The organism is Novosphingobium naphthalenivorans NBRC 102051 (genome assembly GCF_001590985.1).
GTDB classification, from domain to species: Bacteria; Pseudomonadota; Alphaproteobacteria; order Sphingomonadales; family Sphingomonadaceae; genus Novosphingobium; species Novosphingobium naphthalenivorans.
In genome coordinates, this window is sequence record NZ_BCTX01000007.1 from 34239 (window position 1) to 57560 (window position 23322).

The following is a 23322-nucleotide window of genomic DNA, read 5'->3' on the forward strand; positions in this document are numbered from 1 at the left end:
CGCTCCGGGGACTGCTTGCCGGCATCGATGAGGATCGCTGTCGGCCGACGGCGAGGCTGGACGGCCCGGTTCGGGTCCCGCCGCCGGCATTGGGATTTGCGCGGCAGCGGCAGAGCCGATGCACCGCGCGTTCGCGATGTGAGGAGCCGGAAGGCGATCAGCGGCCGGCATTGGCGAGCGCCTTCTTACCGTCGAGGAACGCCTCGATCTCGGCCTGCCGGAAACCGGAAATCATCTGTCCGTCCGCGATCAGGGTCGGCGTGCCGGTGATGCCGGTCTTGCCGACGATTCCGGCATGCGCCTCGACCCTGGCCTTGCCTTCCGCGCATGTGCGCAAAGGCGTGGGCGCGGTTCCGGCGTAGATCGCCTTGAACGCCGCTTCCTTGTCCGGGGAGCAAAGGACATGCTCGGCCTTGGCGGCGGCCTCGGCGTGGATGCCGGAGACGAAGAAGATCAGGCGCCGCACCGGCTTGCCTTCGGCCGCTTTCGCCGCCCAGAAGCGGTCGAGCGCCCGGCAGTAGGGACAGTCGGGATCGGTGAACTCAATCACCGTGGGCGCGCCCGCCGGACCGATGGCGAGGGCCATGCCGGTGTCGATCCCGGCGAGTTTCTTCGCTGAAGCGGCGTTCTGCGCCAGCGCGGTGAGGTTCTGGCCGTTGCGGTCGTAGATTTCCGCGAACAACAGATGTTCGCTGTCAGGCGCATAGTAGATGATGCGGCCGCCCGCCGTCGCCTGATAGATCGGGCCCTTGACGGGCGCCGGCCCGAAATCCTCGAATTGCAGATTGACGAAGGTCTGCCGCAACTCGCTTTCGGCATCGCGCGCGGCGGCGGTAAGCGGATCGGCGGCTTGCGCGAACGCTGCGCCTTGAGCAGCGAGCAACAAGGGGAGGACGAGGGCTGCCGCACCAAACAGGCGGGTGGGCTTATGGATGTGCATGCGATCTCTCCTGAAGAGTGCTGGCAGGGCGGGAGAGCAGGCGCGCATCGACATGCGTGCCCGACCCCACCGGGATGTGCTCGGCAGTGACGGGTGCGGGCATCGACTCCATCCGGTTCGTCACGGCGGCGCGCAGAACGAACCCATCGACCGTCGCCACCACGATGCGCGGCTGCTCGGCCACCGGCGCGATAACTGTCTGTCGGCCATGTCCGCCGGGTCCGGCACAGGCTGTCGTCGTGACGATCAGTGTGCCCAGGGCAGCCGTCATCGCTTTGGCAATCGGCATCATGCACGACTCCATGTTGGCGCCCCGCGCCATGGTTGATGAATACTTAATGGTCCGAAGTATCAGGTCCGATTCGACTTGAACCCTCGCAACACGATCTGAGTGATTTGAAACGAAGAGGATTGCAACAGGCCCCGGCAGTGGGGTGCCTGAAATGGCGATATTAGCCGTAAATATGCGAACTTAGCCTTATAAATTCGCTTTCGGGATCACATGGACTGATCTGGTGCCGGTTCGGCAATAAAGTTCCTGAATGATCCGATTTGGAGGAAAATGGAAATTAACTGCTCATTGTGCGTCGAAACATAAATATGGTCGCGCATCCGCTATAAATGGGCAGAGATATTCCTCTAAAATCATCGGCATCTATTCTTGATGCTGGTTACTCCACGATCCTACCTTTGCCGGATTACCCACAGAGCCCGACGGGCCGAACCGGGGAGGAAGGACATATGGCATCCGATGGAAAATTCGCCGACGTCGACCTGTCGATCTTCAAGGAACTCAAGAAGCTCTCCGGCGAGAAGATCAGGCAGGCGCGAAAGGCGCTCGGTTTGACGCAGCTGGAGGTCGCCACCGAAATGGGCGGAAGCCTGCGCTGGTATCGCGCGATCGAGTCCGGCGATCCGGGGATTAGGCTGGAGGATCATCTGATCGCACTGCTCCGGCTCGGTGCATCGACCGCGCATATCGCGCTGCCTGTCCTCTATGCGGGCCAACGCATGCGGTTCCCGCGGCAACTGATCCACGGTGACCTGGCCAGCATCGAACGCACATGCATTGAGGCGATCTCGGATGCGGTGATCGCCGGGCTGAAACAGGACCTCTCACCCGAATGGTAGCGGGACGGCGGGAAGGACCAGTCATGAAAATTGACGGTCCGGTTCGGGCGTGACGCTGGGACAGGCGGAAAAGATGGCGATCTTTCATTTCCATGTGAATATCATCAGCCGCGGCGCCGGACGCAGTATCGTCGCGGCCGCGGCATGGCAAAACAGCTGCCGCCTGTACGATGAGCGCTACGGCCGGTTTTCCAATTTCGTGAACAAGCGGGCGGTTGCCTGGTCTGCGCTGATACTGCCGTCCGGGGGCCCCGCGCAGTGGGAGGATCGCGAGTGTTTCTGGAACGCGCTCGAAGCCGCCGAAATCCGCAAGGATGCGCAGCTTGGCCGTCAGTTCGACGTGGCGCTGCCCGATGAACTGGACCTGCCGGCGTCGATCGCGGTTCTGCAGCGTTTCGCCAGCGAGATATTTTGCATCGCGGGTTTTGCCGCCGACCTGACACTGATCGAAATGGGCGATACGCCCAGAGGCAAGCGCCACCATGGCTATGTGCTGATACCGACCCGTCCGATTGTCGACGGCATGTTCGGCCGGAAACCGCGCGAATGGAACAGCCGCGTGAAGCTGCTCGAAATCCGCGCGGCCTGGGCGATGATGCTGAACGATAAGTTCGCGGCGCTCGGCTATGATGTCCGCGTCGATCATCGGTCCAACGAAGAACGCGGCATCGACGCTCCGCCGGTTAAGCATATCGGCATGGCCCGCAAGCGTATCGCGGCGCGCGCCCGGCAAACATCCTGACAATAGTCCGTGGCCGGCGCCTCACCGGCGGTGCGGTCCATCATGACGACGGCGAGGGCGGTTGCGGCGGGCGTGTAGAGGAGAAAATAACCGACTGCACATGCGGCGACGGCAGCGGCAGGGATTGCCGTCGCCATGACCGCTGCCGCCACGGCGAAAACGGCTAGAAGCTGAACGGCCGCTGCGACAAGAAGTATCCGCCGCCGACCGAGCCTGTTGGCCAGCCACCCGGTGAGCATTGCGGAGGCCATGCCGGCGAGCGGACCGGTCATGTTGACGATGACGCCGAGACGATCGAGGCTCCACCCCCTCCTGTCAATCAGCGCGCCCGCGATCGCGCGCGGCAGGCCGCCATGCGTCCCGATCATTTGTCCCATTCTTCGAGGCCATCAACAACGGCGAGTGGAACGCTGCGAGTCTCTTCCAAGGCGCGACAACGCCAATAGGCTGACAGGCGAAAGCACGAGATTAGGCAGTGGGTTGCCCAAATATGCGATCTTGGCCTCTTTTTAGGACCAGGATCGAAATGCTAGACTGACGTCGCGTCATGGCCTGCTTGCGCTGCCCAACAGGCCAGCGATCCATGCGCCATTTCTGCGAGGATTATCCAGACCCACGTTCGCGAGCGCCTGCCCGTCCTGGTCGGCCGGCCATGCGGTCATCGCAGATCGGCCGGAAGGGAAGGGAGCGGGAGGAGAGAGGAAGCAGCGGACGGTTGGCTGTCCGTGGTTTCCTTTCCTCAACCGGAGCACTGTCATGACGGGCGCGCGCTACGTGCGCATCAAGCGCTTCGCCGAGCTGACCGGCTACACCGAGAAAGCGGTCTATCGAAAGATCGCCGACGGCGTGTGGATTCAGGGCCGCGAATATCGCCGCGCTCCCGATGGCAGCATCTGCATCGACCTCGAAGGCTTCCACAAATGGGTAGAAAACGGCCAGGGACTGGCGTCGAGCCGCTGAAAAGCTGCATTCGCGTCCGCTTCCGCTGGAACGGGCGGCTCTATCGCGAAACGCTCCAGCTCCAACCCACATCCGCTAACATCAAGGCGGCCGAGCGCTTGATGGCCCGTGTCCATCAGGAAATCGATCTCGGCGTCTTCGATTATGAAAGCACGTTTCCCAAGGGTGATGCCAAACCCGACCGGAACAAATACGCGGGCTTCAAGACTTATGCGAAAGAGTGGCTCGCAACGCTCGTAGTCGAGAAATCGACGATGTCCGACTATGTGTCGGCGATCAATAATGTCTGGTCGCCGGCTTTCGGTGAGCGGCAACTCAAGAGCATCAAGCCGAGCGAGATCAAGAAGGTCATCGCCGACCGGGCGAAGCAGGTCAGCGGCAAGACGATCAACAACAACGTCATTCCGCTGCGCGGCATCTTCGAGATGGCTCTCGACGACGAGCTGATCGACCGCTCGCCGCTGGAACGGATCAAGAGCCAGAAGCATCAGAAACGCGAGCCGGACCCGTTCGACCGGGAAGAGACCGAACGCATCCTCACCTATATGCACGAGCGTTACGACGAGCAGGTCTGGAACTGGTATGAGTTCGCCTTCGGGACCGGCATGCGTCCCAGCGAACAGATCGTCGTCCAGTGGCGCGACGTCGACTGGAAGCGCCAGTCCATCCGGGTCGAGCGTGCCCGCGTCCGGGCCGTGGAGAAATCGACCAAGACCAGGACCGTGCGCGACGTCGATCTTACTCCGCGAATGATGGCCGTGCTTAGACGCCAGAAGGCGCACAGCTTCATGCGGGGGCTCGATTCGCCGATCTTCATCAACCCGGTCACAAACACGCCGTGGCCGGACGTGCAGGATCAGCGGAAGCTCTATTTCCATCCCGCACTGCGTGCGCTCGGCATCCGCAGCCGTGATGCCTATCAAACGCGCCACACTTACGCGACGACGGCGCTGATGGGCGGGGTGAACCCGGCCTATATCGCCCGCCAGCTTGGCCACAAGAGCGCGGCAATGCTGTTCCGGCACTACTCGAAATGGATCGATCACGCGGACTATGGCCGCGAAGCAGCCAAGCTCAATCAGATCTACGGTTCCTGACGCGGATGTCTGGCTGGTCTGTGGGGAGGGCTTGCCTGTCGGTGGCGGCTGCCGCGAACGAATCCCTCGTCTACTGGGCAGCTATTGAGGTGATCTAAAAGAGCCTGGAACGGGGGCTGGGGTGGCCTCGAAAAACGCCAAATGTGCCACGAAAGTGCCACGGAAACCGCATTTTCGCGATTCCCCCTAACAATATCAACTACTTAGCTGGTGACCCCTACGGGACTCGAACCCGTGTTTCAGCCGTGAGAGGGCCGCGTCCTAGACCGCTAGACGAAGGGGCCAACAGGCCATCTTGGCCTGCCGGGCACTGTATCGGATGGTGACCCCTACGGGACTCGAACCCGTGTTTCAGCCGTGAAAGGGCCGCGTCCTAGACCGCTAGACGAAGGGGCCATTCCGATCAGTGCCGGTGGCAGGACCGCGCCTCTAGCGGCGCCTTGCGGGGGGGTCAACCCCCGGTGCCATATAAAAATTACATCGCGCGATTCAGTCGGCAAAAGCGGCGTCGTCCAGATGCAGTTCGGCGGCCGGACGGCTGCCCCAGTCATCGATCTTCGCGCGGCCTGCCAGCCACAGGCGCCGCCCCTGCGAGGCGTGGAGCAGGGCCTGGCCCATGTCCGTTTCGGCCGAGCGGAAAGCCATGGCCTTGAATCGCCCGCCGTCCTGTCCGCCGACGATCAGCCGCACGTGATCGGTGCCCACCACGTCAGCCTTGACGATGCGCACCGGTCCCACGGCCACGCGCGGCCCCGGCCAGCCCATGCCGAACGGCCCTGCGCTTTCCAGCGTTTCCACCAGCGCGGGGGTCAGGCCGCCCGGCGCCAGGGCAAGGTCGAGCAGCATGGCCTGATGGGCACTGGCGCGCGAGACATCGGCGGCCAGCAGCGAATCGAGCCATTCGGACAGCGCTTCGAGCTTGTCGGGCGCGATAGTGAGGCCCGCCGCCATGGCGTGGCCGCCGCCGGCGATCAACAGTCCGGCCTCGCGTGCGGCGATGATCGCCGCGCCCAGGTCCACGCCGGTGATCGAGCGGCCCGATCCCTTGCCGTTGCCCGCCTCGTCGGCATCGAGCGCGATGACGAGCGTGGGCTTGCCGGTCTTTTCCTTGATTCGGCCGGCAACGATGCCGATCACGCCGGGATGCCAGCCCTTGCCCGCCAGCACGAGCACGGCGCGGTTGTGCTGGCTGGAGATCTGCTCTTCGGCGGCTTCCTGCACCGCCTGCTCGATCGCGCGGCGCTCTTCGTTGAGGCGCGAGAGCTGGGCGGCGATTTCGCGCGCCTCGTCAGGGTCGGTGGTGGTGAGCAGGCGCACGCCCAGTGTCGATTCGCCCACGCGCCCGCCGGCATTGATTCGCGGACCGAGCGCGAAGCCCAGATCGGAGCAGGTCGGCGCGCGGTTGAGGCGGCTGGCGTCGATCAGCGCGGACATGCCGATGTTATCGCGCCGGGCCATGACCTTGAGCCCTTGCGCCACCAGCGCGCGGTTGAGCCCGTGGAGCGCGGCAACGTCCGCCACCGTGCCCAGCGCCACCAGATCGAGCAGGGCGAAGAGGTCGGGCTCGCGGCGGCTTTCGAAGAAGCCGCGCTGGCGCAGCACGCGCACGGTCGCCACCGCCAGCAGGAACGCTACGCCCACGGCGGCAAGGTGGCCGTGGCCTGCCGCCAGTTCGTCTTCGTCGAGCCGGTTGGGGTTGACCAGCGCGGCGGCGCGGGGAAGTTCGGGGGCGCACTTGTGGTGGTCGACCACGACCACGTCCACGCCCGCGTCATGCGCCATCTGCAGCGCTTCGTAGGCCATGGCGCCGCAATCGACCGTGACGATCAGGCTCGATCCCTCGCCCGCGATCCGCACCAGCGCCTCGCCCGAGGGGCCATAGCCTTCGAGCAGCCGGTCGGGGATGTAATAGCGAGCCTCGTGCCCCAGGCGGCGCAGCAGCAGGATCAGCAGCGCCGCGCTGGTCGCGCCATCGACGTCGTAGTCGCCATAGATGGTGACGGTCTCGTTCGTCATCACCGCCTGCGCCAGCCGTTCGGCCGCCGCGTCCATGTCGCGGAAGGCGGAAGGGTCGGGCAGGAACGCCCGCAGCGAAGGAACGCGGTGGCGCTCCAGATCTTCCCGCGCGACGCCGCGCGAGAGCAGGAGCTGGGTGACGATGCCGTCTTCCAGCCCCATCGGGCCGTCAGACAGATCCATGTTGCCGCCGCGCCAGCGCCAGGCCTTGCCGGTGAGCGAGCGGTCGATGCCGAAGACATTCGCGGAACGGGAAACCATGGGGCTGCGTTACTCCACGCGGCGCTTGTCGGGAAGGGCGGGCGGTTCGGCGATCCCCGGCATTCTGCGAATGATTATACGCTAGGGGCGCCTGCAATCCGGAAGTATAGAGCAGACGATAAACTGGAGGAGTCCTGAAACATGTCATTCGTTACCAAGAGGCGGGTGGCCATTCTGGCAGTCACTGCTGTTGCAATTCCTGTCGCTGTACTTGCTGCGGGGGATACAGCTCCCATTGCACGCTATGACATGCGTGCGGGCACTGTTTCCGGATTTGGGGCAATGGGTGGCGGTATGGGCCGGGGCATGGGCATGATGTTCGACGGAGGCGGCGGCAACAATGTCCAGCACGAGCTGTACTTGCGCCTCGGCTCTTCGCAGGGGCCGGCCAGTGGCAAGGCAAAGGCCGATCACTTCATGCCGCCTGCCGCGAATCTCGGAAAGTCGGTGGCACTGACGGCTCCGGCCAGGAGCGAGCCTGCGACCGAGCCGGAATTGCTGCCGGAAAAGCCCAAGGGACGGCTCCTCATCTTCTGGGGCTGCGGCGAACACGCGCCCAAGGGGCAGCCGGTCGTGATCGATTTCGCCAAGGTTGCCGCAGGGCAGATGCCCGCCGGGATGCCCGGTTCGGCCGTGATCCGCGACTGGGGGCCCAATGCCGCCAATTCGAAGACATTCGCGCGCTGGCCTTCGGAGGATCACAAGTTCGTCAAGCCCGACAGTTCGCTGATCGGTGCGCACCGGGTTGTCAGCACTTATGCGCCGGAGATCGATTTCACGCTCGCCAAGGACTTCATGGCGCCGCTGACGGCGCGGACCGCGACGTTGCCGTCCGGAGCCTCGCGCGTATCCTGGACGGCGGTTCCGGGGGCGACCGCGTGGCTCGCGTTCCTGACCGGCGGCAAGATGGGGCCGGGCGGGCAGATGGGTGACATGGTCATGTGGACCAGCAGCGCCGACCGCCAGTTCGGCGGCGGCCTTGCTGACTGGATTTCCCCCGATCAGGCTGCTTCGCTCGTCAAGACCGGCACACTGATGGCGCCCTCCGCGACAAGCTGTGTGGTCCCGGCCGAAGTGACGGCGGCCTCTCCCGATTTCCGGATGGGCACGCTGACCGCCTTCGGGCCGCAGGAAAGCTTTGCCTATCCGCCGCGTCCCGCTGATCCCAAAGTGGCCTGGCATCCCGAATGGACGGCCCGCATCCGCCATCGTTCGACCACCAGCTGGATGCAGGCGCAAGGCATGGACATGGGATCGGCCATGGGGGCACAGCAACCGCAGGGTAATTCGGGTTGCAAGCCCAAGCGCGGCCTTGGCGGCATGCTGGGCGGTGTTCTGAGTGGCGGGGACGGGTGCTGAAGTTTGCTCGCTGTCATCTGGCATAGCCGCACTGGCGCGGCGCGGGCGCTGGCACAGGCGGTTCATGAAGGCGCGGGGACTGCCTCGCGCCTGATCGCGGCTGCCGATGCCTGCCCGCAGGACCTGCTCGATGCGCAAGGCTATGTTTTCGTCTGCCCGGAAAATCTGGCCGCGATGTCGGGCCTGATGAAGGAGATGTTCGACCGCTGCTATTACCCCGCTCTGGGCCGGATCGAGGGGCGGCCCTATGCCACCGTGATTGCGGCGGGATCGGACGGGCAGGGGGCGCAGCGGCAGATCGACCGGATTGTCACTGGCTGGCGGCTGAAACGCGTGGCCGAGCCCCTGATCGTCAATCTTGGCGCGCAGACGCCCGCGCAGATCATGGCGGCAAAGACGGTTCCGGAAAGCGCATTGCTGCAATGCCGGGATCTTGGCGCGGCTCTGGCCGAGGGGCTTTCGCTTGGAATCTTCTGACGCGGGCATGGCTGGGGCGAAACAGACTCGACGCGGCGCGGAGAATCGTGCCTACTCCCTTGCATTCCCGTTGGCGGCGGAGATACCGGAACTGCCCAGTTCTCAGACAGGTAATGCCGGGAATGCAGCGCTCATGCTGTTGTTTCGCGAAGGCGCACGCCCGGCGGCGGATGATATCGCCCGCCTGCTGGATGCGGCCGATTCCGGCATGTCTGCCCGGATCAGTCACCGGCCTGAACCATCTGCGGGATGGCTGGAACTGCTGGCCCGGGGATTGACGTTCGATCTGCGCGGTCTCTCCCCGGCCATGCCTGTGCCACATGAACCCGCGCGTCATGCCTATGGATTCGGCGCGGCGCCCGCCGATGGACCGCTGGAAGCGGTTGCACTGGTGGCGTCGGGACATATCGCCGCTGGTGCAGCGCTTGGCCCGGTCTTGCGCACGATGTTCAAGCTTGCCGCGAACTTGGCGATCCGGTTGCCGGTGGAGGCCGTGCTATGGCGCCCGGCCGGGACCGTGATGGAGCCGCGCTATTTTTCCCGCGCCGTCCTCAACTGGCTTGCAGGCGGCGCTTTTCCGGCGCTGGGACTCACCGCGCTCATGCCCGCCAGCGACGGGAGCGTCGCCAGCAGTGGCCTGTCGCACTTCATTGGGCAGGAAATGCAGCTGGAAGGCTTGCCGGGCGAAGCGCAGGCCGAATCCGTGAAGCTGGCGATCCGGCTGGTGGACTATCTCGTGCGCCACGGCCCGCTCACTGAACCGCATACGATCACGCAGGATCCAGGTGTTCTGCTGGCAGAACCCTCGTCGGTGGGAAAGCGGGTCTGGATCTGGCGCGCGCAGGCCTGAATGCCCTGGACGGCGCGAAGGTATCTGCCGTTTCGCGCCGTCAATCGCAGGGGAGAGCCCGGTCATGACGCGGGGTTGCAGCGGCATCACCTGCTGCCCCGGCAGGTTCTCGCCCGGCCCGCCTTCGCGCGGATGTTTGCTGCGTCGGGCGGGAAACGGCAGCGGTTCGACGATTTTCGCGCAAACGGCCTGCTTCTGCCTTGCCTCGAATTTACCGCCCTGAGCATGGGGCTGCCGCTCCACCGCGGGCCGCACCGCTGTTACAGCGGCATGGTGATGGAACGGCTGGGGCAGGTCGAGGCGGCATGGTCGGTGATGCAAGGCCGCTCGCCCGAGGATGCCGCGGAGCATGTGCACATGCGTCTGGTCCTGCTCCAGCGTGCATTGCGCCGGTTCCTGCTCGACGGACGGCGGCGCGCGCTGCTCAACCGCCGTGACCCGCTTGGCGCGGGCATCGATTTTACCAGCCTCGATGCCATGGCCGAGGCGCTTTGGGGGACCACGGAGCCTGCGGCCGAAGTTCAGCCCACGTTTCAGACCATAGTTCAACCGGTGCCCGTGCGGGCGCACAGGTCTTCCCTGGCGGCCTGATACTGGGCGAGCAACGCTTCCACGCGGTCCGCGACGGGTTCGACCGCGTGGATTGCGCCAATGCCCTGACCCGCGCCCCAGATGTCCTTCCAGGCCTTGGCATCCATGTTGCCGCCCGAACCGAAGTTCATCTGGCTCTTGTCGCCTTCGGGCAGGTTGTCCGGGTCCATGCCGGCGGCAACGATCGAGGGGCGCAGGTAATTGCCGTGCACGCCGGTGAAGAGGTTTGAATAGACGATGTCGGCGGCGCTGCCGTCAACGATCGCCTGCTTGTAGTCGTCCACCGCATTGGCTTCGGGTGTGGCGATCCAGGGGGTGCCGATATAGGCGAAGTCCGCGCCCATGGCCTGCGCGGCGAGGATCGAACGGCCGCAGGCGATCGAGCCGGAAAGCGCCAGCGGCCCATCGAACCAGTCCCGGATTTCCTGGATCAGCGCGAAAGGCGATTGCGGACCGGCGTGTCCGCCGGCCCCTGCAGCGACGGCAATCAGGCCGTCCGCGCCCTTTTCCACGGCCTTGCGGGCAAACCTGTCGTTGATGACGTCATGCAGCACCAGGCCGCCCCAACCGTGGACTGCGGCATTGACGTCCGCATTGGCCCCCAGCGACGTGATGACGAGCGGCACTTTCCATTTTTCCAGCGTCTTGAGGTCTTCCTCCAGCCGCGCATTGGTCCTGTGAACGATCAGGTTGACCGCGAACGGCGCGCCGCAGCCCTGCGTTTCCTCGGTGATGCGGTGCAGCCATTCGTCGAGCTGGCTGGCCGGGCGGGCATTGAGCGCCGGGAAGCTGCCGACGATCCCCGAACGCACTTGTGCAATGACCAATTCCGGGGTGGATACGATGAACATGGGCGCTGCGATCACGGGCAGGCGCAGCGACTGGAACGGCGCAGGCAGGGGCATCTCATCTCCGTTTAAGCAAGCGATTAAATCGCGGCATACTGTGGTGAATCCGGCCTGTCGAGGGCGCGGAGGGCAGGCATCTCATGCCGCATCGGAAAGGGGGCAAGGCGCTCCGCTCATGGTGCCTTGTGTCAGTCCGGCAAACCGGGGGCAGCCGGCACCGGAAACGAATGTAGCGCTTAACGCCTTTTAATCACATTGGCTTTTCGTTGGGGTGCTGCCCTTGGGGAAGGGGCGGAGATGGATTAAAATTATGATATTTCTGGTGGTTGCTGGACGCACTTTACATTCCATGCACCCGTGCCCGTCTCCCCGGCAAGGAAGATTTTCCCTGTCGAACACGAGAGGACGAATACCTTAATGATGCGGTAATCATGCTTCTAACGACGATAGTAACATAACCTGGACGTAATTCGTTGAGGGTTCGCGATCGGGACTGCGCGGGGCGTTTGCGATCGATGAATTGAACGATGCGGCAGGGTTGCAGATATGGACGTTCCAGAATTTTCTCGGAGCCCTCAGGGCGGGGAAGCGGAAGACCTGAACGAAAAGCGGGTCGAGCCGCGGGTCGCGCTTCTGCTGCGGAGCGCCAAGCTGGTCGGACCGTCCGGCGAGTTTCTGTGTATTGTGCGCGACGTGTCGAAAAGCGGTGCCAAACTTCGCCTGTTCCACCCGATGGTCGATAGCGAGGATCTCCTGCTGGAAACGGCAACGGGGCAGTGCCTTGCCGTCGAAAAGGTCTGGGAAAACGGGAACGAGGCCGGAATACGGTTTACCGATGCCGTGGACGTGACACATTTCGTCGCCGAAGACGGCCCCTATCCCAAGCGCCCCATGCGCATCAATCTGGACCGTCCTGCACAGCTGCGCTGCGGCGGGACGGTGCTGCAGGCAACCATTCACGATCTTTCGCGCCAGGGTGCCAAGATCGAGACGTCCCAGCGGCTCGCGATCGGGCAGGCGCTGGGGCTTGAGGCAGAGGATCTGCCGTCGTTTGAGGCTACCGTGCGCTGGCGGCGCCATCCCTATTACGGCCTGGTGTTCCGCCAGGTCATGAGCCTGGAGGAGTTTGCCTCCCGCGTGCACCGGCTGCAATTGGACAACCGCGCCTGGCTCTAGCCCTATCAGGCAAAGGGCCCGGCCTTACGCGCCGGGCCCTTTGCGTATTGGTTCCTTCTCAGGCCGCGTTCGCCGCGCTCAGCACCGCACGCACGCTGGCGGTCGCGACGTCTTCGTCGATGCCGACGCCCCAGATGGTCCGGCCATCGGGCAGCACGCATTCGACATAGGCGGCCGCGCGGGCGTCCGAGCTCTTGCCCATCGAATGCTCGGCATAGTCGCGCACTTCGAGCTCAACGCCGAAGCTGTCCTTCAGCGTCGCGATGACCGAGGAGATGAGGCCGTTGCCCTTGCCGGAAACGGTCTGTTCCTTGCCATTGACGCCGATCTTGCCGGCGAAGACGCGGGTACCGTCGGCGCTTTTGGCCTCGTCCCAGTCGATCAGGTGGAAGTGCTGCGGCTCGTCGAGGCGGTAAACCTTGCGGAAGACGTCCCAGATATCCGATGCCTGCAGTTCGCGGCCCAGTTCGTCGGCCAGTTCCTGCACGTGCTTGGAAAAGTGCGCCTGCATCCGCTTGGGCAGCTTGAGGCCCTGATCCTGCTCGATCACCCAGGCAAAGCCGCCCTTGCCGGACTGCGAGTTGACGCGGATCACCGCTTCGTAGTTGCGGCCCAGATCCGCCGGATCGATCGGCAGGTAAGGCACGGACCAGATCTGGTCGTTGCGCGTTTCCTGCGCGGCGAAACCCTTCTTGATCGCGTCCTGATGCGAGCCGGAAAAGGCCGTGAAGACCAGTTCGCCGCCATAGGGATGGCGCTCGGGCACCTTGAGCTGGTTGCAGTACTCGACAGTCTGGATGACTTCATCGATGTCCGAGAAATCCAGCCTGGGATCAACGCCTTGCGTGTACATGTTGAGCGCGACTGTCACCAGGCAGCAGTTGCCGGTGCGCTCGCCGTTGCCGAACAGGCAGCCTTCCACGCGGTCGGCACCGGCCATCAGCCCCAGCTCCGCCGCAGCGACGCCGGTGCCCCGGTCGTTGTGGGTGTGGAGCGAGATCACTGCGCTTTCGCGGTTCGGCAGGTTGCGGCAGAAATACTCGATCTGGTCGGCGTAGATGTTCGGCGTCGCCGCCTCGACCGTGGCCGGCAGGTTGAGGATGATCGGGTTTTCCGGCGTCGGCTGCAGGACGTTCATCACCGCTTCGCAGCACTCGATCGAGAAATCGAGTTCAGCGGTGGAGAACGTCTCCGGCGAATATTCCACGTGCCACTTGGTCTGCGGATACTTGGCGATCTGGTCGCGGATGATCTTGGCGCCGTTTTCGGCAATGCCGCGGATTTCCGGCTGGGTCATGCCGAACACGACATTGCGCCACAGCGGCGAGACGGCGTTGTAGACGTGGACGATCGCGGCATGGACACCGGCGAGGCTCTCGAACGACTTCTCGATCAGGTCCTGCCGCGACTGGGTCAGCACCTGGACCAGCACGTCTTCGGGAATGCGCCCGGCATCGACGAGGCCACGGATGAAATCGAACTCGGTCGCACCCGCGCTCGGGAAGCCGACTTCGATTTCCTTGAGGCCGACGCTCACCAGCAGGTCGAAGAAGCGCGACTTCTTCTCCGCGCCCATCGGATCGATCAGCGCCTGATTGCCGTCGCGCAGGTCGGTGGAGAGCCAGCGCGGCGCCTTGGTGATGACCTGCGAGGGCCACTGGCGGTTCGGCAGGTCGATTTGCGGGAACGGTCGGTATTTGACCGAGGGGTCTTTCAGCATGGTCATGGTCGTGTCTCGCTCGGAATGTCGTCTTTTTCTGCAGGCTGTCGCTTGAGGTCCCCTTGAGCGCCGAGCGCGCCGCAGGAACGACGCGTCACCTCACGCCCAAGGGCGGGTAAGTCGCAGGAGAAGGCCGAGACGGAGAGTCATGCCAGTGCCTATGGGCATTGAGGGCGCCGATGTAAAGGGGAAAGGCCGCAAAATCAGGCGTCGTCGCACAGGAACAATCGGTCCAGCGGCCCCCACGGCAATATCCAGAACACCGCCACCAGCGCCGCGCAGCCGATGCCCAGCCAGGGCGAGACGAAGCTGAGCGGCAGGCCCGCGGCATAGACCAGTATCGCGGCCAGCCCCTTGCGCAGGGTGGCGGCGTGATAGGTGCGTGCGGCCTTGCCGGCCGTGCCGGTCCGCGCGATCTCCCGCTGGAGCGGGGCATAGGCGATCGAGGCCAGCAGCATCACTGCCAGATAGAGCAGCGTTGCCGCGCGGCTGAAATGGTGCTCGCCCAGATAGGCGGTGGCGAAAGGCACCAGCGAGAGCGTGAAGAGCAGCGCCATGTTGCTCCACAGCAGCCGCCCGGTGATGACGCGGGCATGGCCGAACAGCCGGTGATGGTTGACCCAATAGATCGCCACGTAGGCATAGCTCAGCACATAGGCGAGGAACACCGGCCAGAGATGCCACAGCGCCTCCAGCCCCTCGGCAGCCGGGGTCTTCAGTTCCAGCACCATGATGGTGATGATGATCGCCAGAACGCCATCGGAAAAGGCCTCCACCCGCGAGACGCCTTCCTGCCTTTCCATGACCTGCTCGCCTTCCGGGCCGCCGCGGGGCGGGGAATCGGGCGTCAGTTGCACTGGAATTCCTTGATCCGGCCCTGTTCGTCGAGGAACACGTTGAGCCGGCCCGGCCGGTAATCCATCGTCATCGCCGAGCCGGGCTTGAGCACCCGCACCGGATTATCGCCGCGCCATGCGCGGATGGCGGCGATGACTTCGTCTGTCGCCTGATGGCCGATGTAAGCGCCGAGCTGGCCTGCTCCGCAATCGGTGTCCATCGGCGGCGGAGGAGGAGCGGGCTGGGGCGGCGTCTTTTCCGAGCAACCGGCAAGGGCGAGCAGGGTTGCCGTGGCGGCAAGGACCAGGCGGGGCTTGCACAGGGATGCGGCGTTTGCAATCCATCCCCTTCCTTCGTCATGGAGAGCCGCAGAAGGCGGCGCGGCAATCCGGGGCCGGTTTGCTCTGCCCTGGATTGCTTCACCCTTCGGGCTCGCAATGACGAAGGGAGAGAAGCTGAGCTTGGTATTCGTCATCTGCGCCTCCTGGCTGTCCGGCCGCAAGGTTACACTCTGGTTGACACGGTTTACACGGTCCAGGGGAAAGAGTGTCACCTTGTGGCCGAATGTGTCACTTTGCGCAGGGAAAGTGTCACCTTGCAGATGACAAGTGTCACCTTGTGTCTTGATGGCGGGCAGGGCGGCTATCGGCATGGGCGGGAGATTACCGCATGTTCGCGGGGGTAGGAAAATGGTTTGTGGATGGCGGGCGGTGCGTTGTGGGCAGGTGATGCTGCGCTGTTTGGATGCGCAAAGGAGGGGCAGCTTTGCGCCCATCTATGCCGCTCAAGTGCAAGAACGGCGCGCCTATAAGCGGTAAGTCCGCTTATCATCGGTGCTGGGACAAAGCCGCCGTTCGCAAGTGGACTCGATAGCAGCGGGTTTCGGTCTAAGCGGCCGCTCGCCCATCCGTGTTGGTCGACCTCGGAACGTGCAAGGATGGCCGATAGCAAATTGCCCGCTATACATTGGACAAGCCCCGACAATTGACGCGGCACCTTATCGAGAAGTGGGAGTATCCTTTCCAATGATTATTTATTTGCCTGTACTCGTCACCTCAGGCAAGAGATCAACCGTACCGTTGTTCGTATACCGCATGGAAAATCATGACTACATCTGACTGGATAACGCTGGGCGGCACAGCCGTTACGCTTATCAGCATGTTTGTAAGTATCCGCCAAGCGGGAAACGCCAAAACATCAAGTGAAAACGCCAACAAATCGAGCCAAGCTGCTAGAGCAGCGATGACGGCAGTTCAATTGGCAGCAGTTGCAGAGCGCCTGAAGTCTGCTCAGGAACATATACGTGATGTGGCTCCTGAAAAAACCTCGCTGCGAGGCTTCAAGGGCGATGATCGCTTCGATCTCATTCGGCGCGAGTTTGACCTCGCCCTAAGTGCGTTGCCCAAATCCGGGATCGGTAGCGAAGCGCGGAAACAACTAACCAATGCTCAAGACAAGTTGAACATTTACCAACGATCATTGCCATCGAATCCTGATCAAGAGAATTGGCAGAAACTGCAAATATTTGTTCAGGACACGATCTCAGAGCTGACCTCAGCGACAACCAACAGTGGGGTGTAATGTGACTAGCGAACAAATCTCAGAAGCTATCAAAAAGCTCCGCTATCAAGTTAACATTCTCGGACAGACCATCGACTATGATAGATATCCTGTTGAGTCCCTGATCATGAGCATGGATTGGGGAAACGAAGACCTTAATAAGGCACATGATATATTTGAGCGATGGGACAACAAGCTCGAAAGCGGTGAAACGATCAGCAGCGCTCAGTTTGAAAATGATTTCAGCAGCGAGCTGGGAGTTTCATACCAAGGATTAAAGTCGATTATCCTGGCATTTTACAAGAATGGTCAGTGGACGAACGTTTGCGAGGCCTACGTCGATAGCTTCGGAAATACTCCTGCGATGGAGTATCATTCAATTATGCGCCGCGCACGTTAAACAAACTGTCCATATGATCATGGACATCGGCAATATAGGCAAGGGGCTCGTCTCCGACATATGCCTCAAAGTGGCAAGACTCGGTCGGCAGCCGCCCCTCGCGAGCGTCGGCTATCCCAGCACCCCGGCTCCAAACCGGACGGTCGCCTACCGGCCCATTCAAGCCATTCCGCTATCCTGCCCAATCAGCACCCCACAAACGAAAACCCCCGGCCCCGCCATCGCGGAACCGGGAGTTCATTCCTAGCCGATAACGGCGCGGTGGATCAGTTCTTCGACTTGTCCACCAGCGCGTTGGCGCCGATCCAGGGCATCATGGCGCGCAGCTTGGCGCCGGTTTCCTCGATCTGGTGGCGCTTGGCGGCAATGCGCGAGGCCTTGAGTTCGGGCTGGCCGGCGCGGTTGTCGAGCACGAAGTCCTTCACGAAGCGGCCCGACTGGATGTCGGCCAGAACGCGCTTCATTTCCTTCTTGGTCTCTTCGGTGATGAGGCGCGGGCCGGTCTTGATGTCGCCGTATTCGGCGGTATTCGAGATCGAGTAGCGCATGTTGGCGATGCCGCCTTCATACATCAGATCGACGATCAGCTTGAGCTCGTGGAGGCACTCGAAATAGGCCATTTCGGGGGCATAGCCGGCTTCCACCAGCGTTTCGAAGCCGGCCTGGACGAGGGCGGTGGTGCCGCCGCAGAGCACGGCCTGCTCGCCGAACAGGTCGGTTTCGCATTCCTCGCGGAAATTGGTCTCGATGATGCCGCTGCGGCCGCCGCCGACGCCCGAGGCATAGGCGAGGGCGATGTCATGGGCATTGCCGGTCACGTCCTGATGGACCGCGACGAGGCAGGGCACGCCGCCGCCCTTGAGGTATTCGCCGCGCACGGTGTGGCCCGGGCCCTTGGGAGCGATCATGATGACGTCGATGTCGGCGCGCGGTTCGATCAGGCCGAAGTGGACGTTGAGGCCGTGGGCGAAAGCGAGCGCCGCGCCGGGCTTCAGGTTGTCGTGCAGGTCAGCAGCGTAGATCGCGGCTTGATGCTCGTCGGGCGCGAGGATCATCAGCACGTCGGCCCAGGCAGCGGCTTCCTTGTTCGAAAGCACCTTGAAACCGGCGGCTTCGGCCTTCTTGGCGGTCGCCGAACCTTCGCGCAGGGCAATGGCGACGTCCTTCACGCCGCTGTCGCGCAGGTTCTGGGCATGGGCGTGGCCCTGGCTGCCATAGCCGAGCACGGCAACCTTCTTGTCCGTGATCAGGTTGATGTCGCAATCGGCGTCGTAATAGACTTTCATGGTTTTAACCCTTTTATTCGTCATTCCCGCGCAGGCGGGAACCCATCTCCTGACCGTTGGTCCTTACGCACCCGTTGGAGATGGATCCCCGCCTGTGCGGGGATGACGGGTGGTGGTGATTGAATTCAGGCTTCTTCCGCGCCCCGGATCATGCCGACGACGCCGGTGCGGCCCACTTCGACAAGGCCCAGCTCGCGCATGATTGCCACGAACGTATCGATCTTGTCGGGCGCGCCGGTCAGTTCGAAAATGAAGCTCTCGGTCGTGGTGTCGACCGGCTTGGCGCGGAACACGTCGGCGATGCGCAGCGCCTCGACGCGCTTTTCGCCCGCGCCCGCCACCTTGATCAGCGCCAGTTCGCGCTGGACGTAGGGACCGGCCTCGGTGAGGTCGACGACCTTGTGCACCGGCACCAGCCGTTCGAGCTGGGCGTGGATCTGGTCGATCTGGCTCGGCGGGCCGTGGGTGACGATCGTGATCCGGCTCACCGCGTGGTTCTCGGTGATGTCGGCCACGGTCAGGCTGTCGATGTTGTAGCCGCGGGCGGTGAACAGGCCGGCGATCTTGGCAAGGATGCCGGCCTCGTTGTCGACCGTCACGGTCAGGACGTGCCGTTCCTCGGCCTCGTGCTTGATGTGCATCATTTCCATTGTGTCCTTGGCGGGCCGGCGCTCAGACGAGCGCCTTGGCCTCGTCGTCCATGGTTCCGGCGACCGTATCGCCGTAGAGGATCATATCGGTGTGCGCTGCGCCCGAGGGGATCATCGGGAAGCAGTTCGCCTCGTTGTGCACGCAGCAGTCGACGATCACCGGGCCGGGATAGTCGATCATGGCCTGGATGCCGGCGTCGAGCTCGCTTTCGTTCTCGATGCGGATGCCCTTCCAGCCGTAAGCCTCGGCGAGCTTCACGAAATCGGGCAGGCTGTCCGAGTACGAGTTCGAATAGCGGCTTTCATAGGTCAGTTCCTGCCACTGGCGGACCATGCCCATCCACTCGTTGTTGAGGATGAAGACCTTGACCGGCAGGCGGTACTGCGTGGCGGTGCCCAGCTCCTGGATGTTCATCTGGATCGAGGCGTCGCCCGCGATGTCGATGACGAGGCTGTCCGGGTTGCCGAGCTGCGCGCCGATCGCGGCGGGCAGGCCATAGCCCATGGTGCCCAGGCCCCCCGAGGTCAGCCACTTGTTCGGGCCGAAGAAGTGGAAGTGCTGCGCCGCCCACATCTGGTGCTGGCCCACTTCGGTCGAGATGATCGGGTCCTTGGGCTTGGTCAGCGCGAAGAGGCGCTGGATCGCGAGCTGCGGCATGATCGCATCGCGGTTGTCCGGGAACGAGAGGCTCTTCTTCTCGCGCCAGGTGTCGATGCGTTCCTTCCACGCCGTCAGGTCCTGCGGCTTGCGGTCGCCCCAGACCTGGAGGATCTGTTCGAGAACCTGCGCGCAGTCGCCGATGATCGGCAGGTCGACCGGGACCGTCTTGTTGATCGAGGCGCGGTCGATGTCGATGTGGATCTTCTTCGAGTTCGGCGCGAAGGCATCGAGGCGGCCGGTCACGCGGTCGTCGAAACGGGCGCCGACGCAGATGATGAGGTCCGACTGGTTCATCGCCATGTTGGCTTCATAAGTGCCGTGCATCCCCAGCATACCCAGCCAGTCGCGGCTGTCGGCCGGGAACGCGCCGAGGCCCATCAGCGTTGAGGTGACGGGCGCGCCGGTCTTGGCCTGCAGCTCGCGCAGCAGGGCGGTGGCGCGCGGCCCCGAGTTGATGACGCCGCCGCCGGTATAGAACACCGGCGCCTTGGCCGCCGCGATCAACGCGACGGCATCCTCGATCTCTTCGATGGCCCCCTGCGTGCGCGGCGCATAGCGCTGGCGGCGCTGGGTCGGACCGCCGTTCCAGATGGCCGTGGCGATCTGGACGTCCTTGGGAATGTCGATCAGCACCGGGCCGGGACGGCCGGTAGTGGCGATCTGGAAGGCTTCGTCGACGACGGCGGCCAGATCGGCGGGATCCTTCACCAGATAGTTGTGCTTGGTGCAATGGCGCGAGATGCCGACGGTATCGGCTTCCTGGAACGCGTCCGAGCCGATCAGTGCAGTCGGGACCTGGCCGGTGATGACGACCAGCGGAATCGAATCGAGGAACGCATCGGCAATGCCGGTCACGGCATTGGTCGCGCCGGGGCCCGAAGTGACGAGCACGACGCCGGGCTTGCCGGTCGAACGCGCATAGCCTTCGGCCGCATGGGCGGCACCGGCTTCGTGGCGCACGAGAATGTGGCGGAGGCGTTCGTCGCCGAAAAGAGCATCGTAGATCGGAAGCACGGCGCCGCCGGGATAGCCGAATACGAATTCGACGCCCTGCCGGACCAGACTTTCGACCAGGATGTTCGCGCCGCTGCGCTCTTCACTCACAACACATTCCTTTATCAAGTTTGGCCCGCTTGGTGCGAGCCGTCTCGAATCGATGCAGCAGACCCGGTTGCCCGGGCTATATTAGAAAGCGCGCATCCATAGTGGGACTGCCCAAGGAAACAAGCGTTTCGCAGGGCATTGCGCTTTCTAAAGAAACCGACCCGACACAGCAATGGCCGCGCCGGGTCAATCTCTCCTCCCCGCAAAACTTTCATCAGCAGGCTGTGGAGGCCTCTAGGGGACCATATGTATTACGTCAACCCAAAAACGCGTAATAAAATATCCTGAACTTGCTTTGTATCGAAATTTTGAAATTCAATGCGCGGCCAACCGGCGGGAGGCTGGTGGCGCAGCCAGGTGTATTGCCGCTTCGCATAATTGCGTGTCGCCTGCGATCCGCGCACGATGGCGTCCTCCAGAGACCACGATCCGGCAACGACTCCGGCCAGTTCGGGCACGCCGATCGCGCGCATGACCGGCAGATCGGGATCGAGTCGCCGTGCCAGCAGCGCTTCGACTTCGGCGATGGCGCCGCGTTCGATCATGCGCGCAAAGCGCAAGTCGCAGCGCGCATAGAGCGCCTGCCGCTCGGGCAGCAGGATGGCGGGAAAGAGCGTGACGGCACCGGCAATGCCGCCCGTGGTCATGGCCTGCCAGTGGGCAATCGGCTTGCCGGTGGAGCGCACGACTTCCAGCGCGCGGGCGATGCGGGTGGTGTCGGCCGGGGCGAGGCGGGCGGCGCGTTCGGGATCTTCCGCCAGAAGCGCCGCATAGGCCCGGTCGACCGGCAGGGCGCGGACGTCTTCGCGCACTTGCGGGTCGATCGGCGGCACGGGCGCAATGCCGTCGAGCAGGGTGCGGATATAAAGGCCGGTGCCGCCGGCGAGGATCGGCACGGCGCCTTGCGCATGGATATCGCTGACCGTTTCGCGCGCGGCGCGGGCCCAGTCGGCGGCGGAACAGCCTTGCGCACCGTCCCAGGCACCGAACAGGCGGTGTTCGATGCCGCCCATCTCTTCTGAGGTGGGGCGGGCGCTCAGGATGGTGAGATCGGCATAGACCTGCGAACTGTCGGCATTGACGATAACGGCGCGCCGCCCGCGCCGTTCCAGTTCCTGCGCGAGCATGACGGCACAATCGCTCTTGCCGCTGGCGGTCGGCCCTGCAATGAGCGCCAGCGGCGGCCGGTCTCCGGCTTCGATATCGTATGACGCATCAAGGGAATTCGCAGTGCTCATTGCCCGGCTGATAGCAGAACCGGATCATCTTTCGACCCGGATCGATGCCGCGAAGGCGGACCTTGCCCAATCGGGCGTGCGGATCGCCTCGGCGTCCATGCTCGATTTCTGCGGGCAGACGATGGAGATCGACTCTCCTGATGACGACGCCGCCGCGCTGCGGGCCGGGCTGGATGCGCATTTCGCGCCCAGCGACGGTCTGGTCTGCTCCGACGAACCCTCGGTCCCGCAAGTGTTCATTTCCGACATGGATTCCACCATGATCGGCCAGGAATGCATTGACGAACTGGGCGATTTCGCCGGGCTCAAGGAGCGCATCGCCGCGATCACCGAGCGCGCCATGCAGGGCGAGCTGGATTTCGAACAGGCCCTGCGCGAACGTGTCGGACTGCTGGAAGGGCTGTCCATCGATGCGATCGACCAGTGCCTCACCGGGCGTATCCGCCCGATGGCCGGGGCCAAGATCCTGGTCGAGACGCTGAAGAAGCTGGGCTGCCGTACCGTGCTGGTGACGGGTGGTTTCCACCACTTCGCCGATCCCGTAGCCGAATGGCTGGGTTTCGAGCAGGTGGTGGGCAATCGTCTCGAAGTTTCGGGCCGCAAACTCACCGGCGGGCTGGTCGGCGGTATCGTCGACAGTTCGGTGAAGAAGGCCACCCTGCTTTCGCTGATGGCCGAGGAGCGGGAAGGGGCGACCAGCCTTGCGACCGGCGATGGCGCCAACGATATCCCGATGCTGGAAGCGGCGACTTACGGCATCGCCTACCGCGCCAAGCCCAAGGCCCGCGCGGCCGCCAACGGCTGGATCGACCGCGGCGACCTGACAAGCGTGCTGCGCCTGCTGGGCATTCCGGAGACGGACTGGGTGCGGGAATAACCGGTAGGACTTTTAACTTCCCCAATCCTCCCTGTTTTGCATGGCAAAATGGGGAGGGGGACCGCCGGGAAGCGGTGGTGGAGGGGGAGTTGCCATGCCGCCGTCCGGTCAAACCGTTCGAAAGGCGCGCCGTTTCCGCCGGGAAATGACACTGCCGGAAGTGCTGGTGTGGCAGCGCCTGCGCAAGGCGCCGATGGGGATCAAGTTTCGTCGGCAGCATCCGGCGGGGCCGTTCGTACTCGATTTCTACTGTCCTTCGGTGAAGACTGGAATCGAGATTGACGGTATTGCGCATGACATGGGCGACAATCCGCAGCGGGATGTTGAGCGGGATGCGTGGTTGCGGGAGAAGGGGATCAGGGTGATCCGGATTCCGGTGGCTGAGGTTTTGCGGAACGTGGACGAGGCCGTTGAAGCCATCGTCGCGGCTTGCCGCGAGCGTTGAAAACCCCTCCGTCATTCGCTGCGCGAATGCCACCTCCCCATTTTGCTTTGCAAAACAGGGAGGATTTTTCGTTCTTAAAATCCTCCCTGTCGCGAA

General features: G+C 63.5%; 24 protein-coding genes and 2 tRNA genes. 13 read left to right on the forward strand and 13 right to left on the reverse strand.

From position 1 onward, the window contains the following. Positions 1–157: 157 nt before the first annotated feature. Together NN5_RS03835 and NN5_RS03840 are read right to left on the reverse strand one after the other, a co-directional pair. Positions 158–940, reverse strand: coding sequence for a DsbC family protein (locus tag NN5_RS03835; protein ID WP_021246307.1), 783 nt, complete (start codon positions 938–940; stop codon positions 158–160). After that, entirely contained in the window at positions 927–1229 is a 303-nt protein-coding gene (locus NN5_RS03840) for a DEAD/DEAH box helicase family protein (protein WP_146049694.1), read from the reverse strand. The genes NN5_RS03835 and NN5_RS03840 overlap by 14 nt, the downstream gene beginning before the upstream one ends. A gap of 452 nt (positions 1230–1681) precedes the next feature. Between NN5_RS03840 and NN5_RS03845 the strand changes: the two genes are divergently transcribed. The 4 genes from NN5_RS03845 to NN5_RS03860 all read left to right on the forward strand — a co-directional run bounded on the left by NN5_RS03845 (position 1682) and on the right by NN5_RS03860 (position 4870). Beyond that, positions 1682–2071, forward strand: a complete 390-nt coding sequence (locus NN5_RS03845; protein WP_021246309.1) for a helix-turn-helix domain-containing protein — start codon at positions 1682–1684, stop codon at positions 2069–2071. A gap of 73 nt (positions 2072–2144) precedes the next feature. Further along, positions 2145–2813, forward strand: coding sequence for a MobA/MobL family protein (locus NN5_RS03850; RefSeq protein WP_021690788.1), 669 nt, complete (start codon positions 2145–2147; stop codon positions 2811–2813). 756 nt (positions 2814–3569) lie between these two features. Then, positions 3570–3773 (forward strand): excisionase family protein, encoded by a 204-nt coding sequence (gene xisR / locus NN5_RS03855; RefSeq protein ID WP_021246311.1) that lies wholly within the window; start codon positions 3570–3572, stop codon positions 3771–3773. Then, positions 3734–4870, forward strand: a complete 1137-nt coding sequence (locus NN5_RS03860; protein WP_021246312.1) for an Arm DNA-binding domain-containing protein — start codon at positions 3734–3736, stop codon at positions 4868–4870. Before xisR ends, NN5_RS03860 begins: the two co-directional genes overlap by 40 nt. A 208-nt stretch (positions 4871–5078) precedes the next feature. Here NN5_RS03860 and NN5_RS03865 read toward each other — a convergent pair. The 3 genes from NN5_RS03865 to recJ form a co-directional block, all read right to left on the reverse strand. Beyond that, positions 5079–5154, reverse strand: a tRNA-Glu gene (locus NN5_RS03865). A gap of 36 nt (positions 5155–5190) precedes the next feature. Next, positions 5191–5266 (reverse strand) — tRNA-Glu (locus NN5_RS03870). 93 nt (positions 5267–5359) lie between these two features. Next, on the reverse strand, positions 5360–7147 hold the full coding sequence (gene recJ / locus NN5_RS03875) for a single-stranded-DNA-specific exonuclease RecJ (RefSeq protein WP_067732711.1): 1788 nt from the start codon (positions 7145–7147) through the stop codon (positions 5360–5362). A 282-nt stretch (positions 7148–7429) separates the two neighbouring features. Here recJ and NN5_RS03880 point away from each other — a divergent pair, with 282 nt between their 5' ends. The 4 genes from NN5_RS03880 (at position 7430) to NN5_RS03895 (ending at position 10424) form a co-directional block, all read left to right on the forward strand. Next, a complete protein-coding gene (locus tag NN5_RS03880; protein ID WP_245656210.1) occupies positions 7430–8506 on the forward strand; it encodes a hypothetical protein in 1077 nt (358 codons plus the stop codon). Positions 8507–8509: 3 nt separating this feature from the next. Continuing rightward, on the forward strand, positions 8510–8983 hold the full coding sequence (locus tag NN5_RS03885; protein ID WP_067732713.1) for a flavodoxin family protein: 474 nt from the start codon (positions 8510–8512) through the stop codon (positions 8981–8983). 133 nt (positions 8984–9116) lie between these two features. Beyond that, positions 9117–9833, forward strand: a complete 717-nt coding sequence (locus tag NN5_RS03890) for a hypothetical protein (RefSeq protein ID WP_157080998.1) — start codon at positions 9117–9119, stop codon at positions 9831–9833. After that, complete coding sequence (locus NN5_RS03895; RefSeq protein ID WP_084384720.1) at positions 9834–10424, forward strand: AHH domain-containing protein; 591 nt, start codon at positions 9834–9836, stop codon at positions 10422–10424. It abuts the gene before it with no gap. Here the strand turns inward: NN5_RS03895 and NN5_RS03900 are convergent. Further along, positions 10379–11329, reverse strand: a complete 951-nt coding sequence (locus NN5_RS03900; protein WP_067732715.1) for an NAD(P)H-dependent flavin oxidoreductase — start codon at positions 11327–11329, stop codon at positions 10379–10381. The two genes, NN5_RS03895 and NN5_RS03900, sit on opposite strands and share 46 nt — an antisense overlap. Positions 11330–11818: 489 nt before the next feature. Here NN5_RS03900 and NN5_RS03905 point away from each other — a divergent pair, with 489 nt between their 5' ends. Beyond that, positions 11819–12448, forward strand: a complete 630-nt coding sequence (locus NN5_RS03905; RefSeq protein ID WP_067732716.1) for a PilZ domain-containing protein — start codon at positions 11819–11821, stop codon at positions 12446–12448. Positions 12449–12506: 58 nt separating this feature from the next. On the opposite strand, the gene leuA is transcribed toward NN5_RS03905, so the two are convergent. The 3 genes from leuA to NN5_RS03920 form a co-directional block, all read right to left on the reverse strand. Further along, positions 12507–14174 carry a 2-isopropylmalate synthase gene (gene leuA / locus NN5_RS03910; RefSeq protein ID WP_067732717.1) on the reverse strand — a complete coding sequence of 556 codons (1668 nt, stop codon included), beginning with the start codon at positions 14172–14174 and terminating at the stop codon, positions 12507–12509. A gap of 197 nt (positions 14175–14371) precedes the next feature. Next, the gene (locus tag NN5_RS03915) at positions 14372–14971 is read right to left on the reverse strand and encodes a TMEM175 family protein (RefSeq protein WP_067732766.1); all 600 of its coding nucleotides are present in this window, start codon (positions 14969–14971) and stop codon (positions 14372–14374) included. A gap of 44 nt (positions 14972–15015) precedes the next feature. Then, entirely contained in the window at positions 15016–15480 is a 465-nt protein-coding gene (locus tag NN5_RS03920; RefSeq protein ID WP_084384721.1) for an I78 family peptidase inhibitor, read from the reverse strand. A gap of 629 nt (positions 15481–16109) precedes the next feature. On the opposite strand from NN5_RS03920, the gene NN5_RS25625 reads away from it, so the two are divergent. Next, positions 16110–16586, forward strand: coding sequence for a hypothetical protein (locus tag NN5_RS25625; protein ID WP_157080999.1), 477 nt, complete (start codon positions 16110–16112; stop codon positions 16584–16586). 1 nt (position 16587) lies between these two features. Continuing rightward, positions 16588–16965: a hypothetical protein gene (locus tag NN5_RS03925; RefSeq protein ID WP_157081000.1), complete on the forward strand. Its 378-nt coding sequence runs from the start codon at positions 16588–16590 to the stop codon at positions 16963–16965. A 266-nt stretch (positions 16966–17231) separates the two neighbouring features. On the opposite strand, the gene ilvC is transcribed toward NN5_RS03925, so the two are convergent. From ilvC to miaA, 4 genes are all read right to left on the reverse strand, one after another. Continuing rightward, entirely contained in the window at positions 17232–18275 is a 1044-nt protein-coding gene (ilvC, locus tag NN5_RS03930) for a ketol-acid reductoisomerase (protein ID WP_084384722.1), read from the reverse strand. A gap of 101 nt (positions 18276–18376) precedes the next feature. After that, on the reverse strand, positions 18377–18895 hold the full coding sequence (ilvN, locus tag NN5_RS03935) for an acetolactate synthase small subunit (protein ID WP_067732768.1): 519 nt from the start codon (positions 18893–18895) through the stop codon (positions 18377–18379). Between the two features lie 28 nt (positions 18896–18923). Continuing rightward, the gene (gene ilvB / locus NN5_RS03940; protein ID WP_067732720.1) at positions 18924–20666 is read right to left on the reverse strand and encodes a biosynthetic-type acetolactate synthase large subunit; all 1743 of its coding nucleotides are present in this window, start codon (positions 20664–20666) and stop codon (positions 18924–18926) included. A gap of 251 nt (positions 20667–20917) precedes the next feature. Next, complete coding sequence (gene miaA / locus NN5_RS03945) at positions 20918–21904, reverse strand: tRNA (adenosine(37)-N6)-dimethylallyltransferase MiaA (RefSeq protein WP_067732721.1); 987 nt, start codon at positions 21902–21904, stop codon at positions 20918–20920. On the opposite strand from miaA, the gene serB reads away from it, so the two are divergent. Beyond that, entirely contained in the window at positions 21897–22781 is an 885-nt protein-coding gene (gene serB / locus NN5_RS03950; RefSeq protein ID WP_067732722.1) for a phosphoserine phosphatase SerB, read from the forward strand. The two genes, miaA and serB, sit on opposite strands and share 8 nt — an antisense overlap. Before the next feature lie 94 nt (positions 22782–22875). Further along, positions 22876–23226, forward strand: coding sequence for an endonuclease domain-containing protein (locus NN5_RS03955; RefSeq protein ID WP_067732723.1), 351 nt, complete (start codon positions 22876–22878; stop codon positions 23224–23226). Positions 23227–23322: the final 96 nt, after the last annotated feature.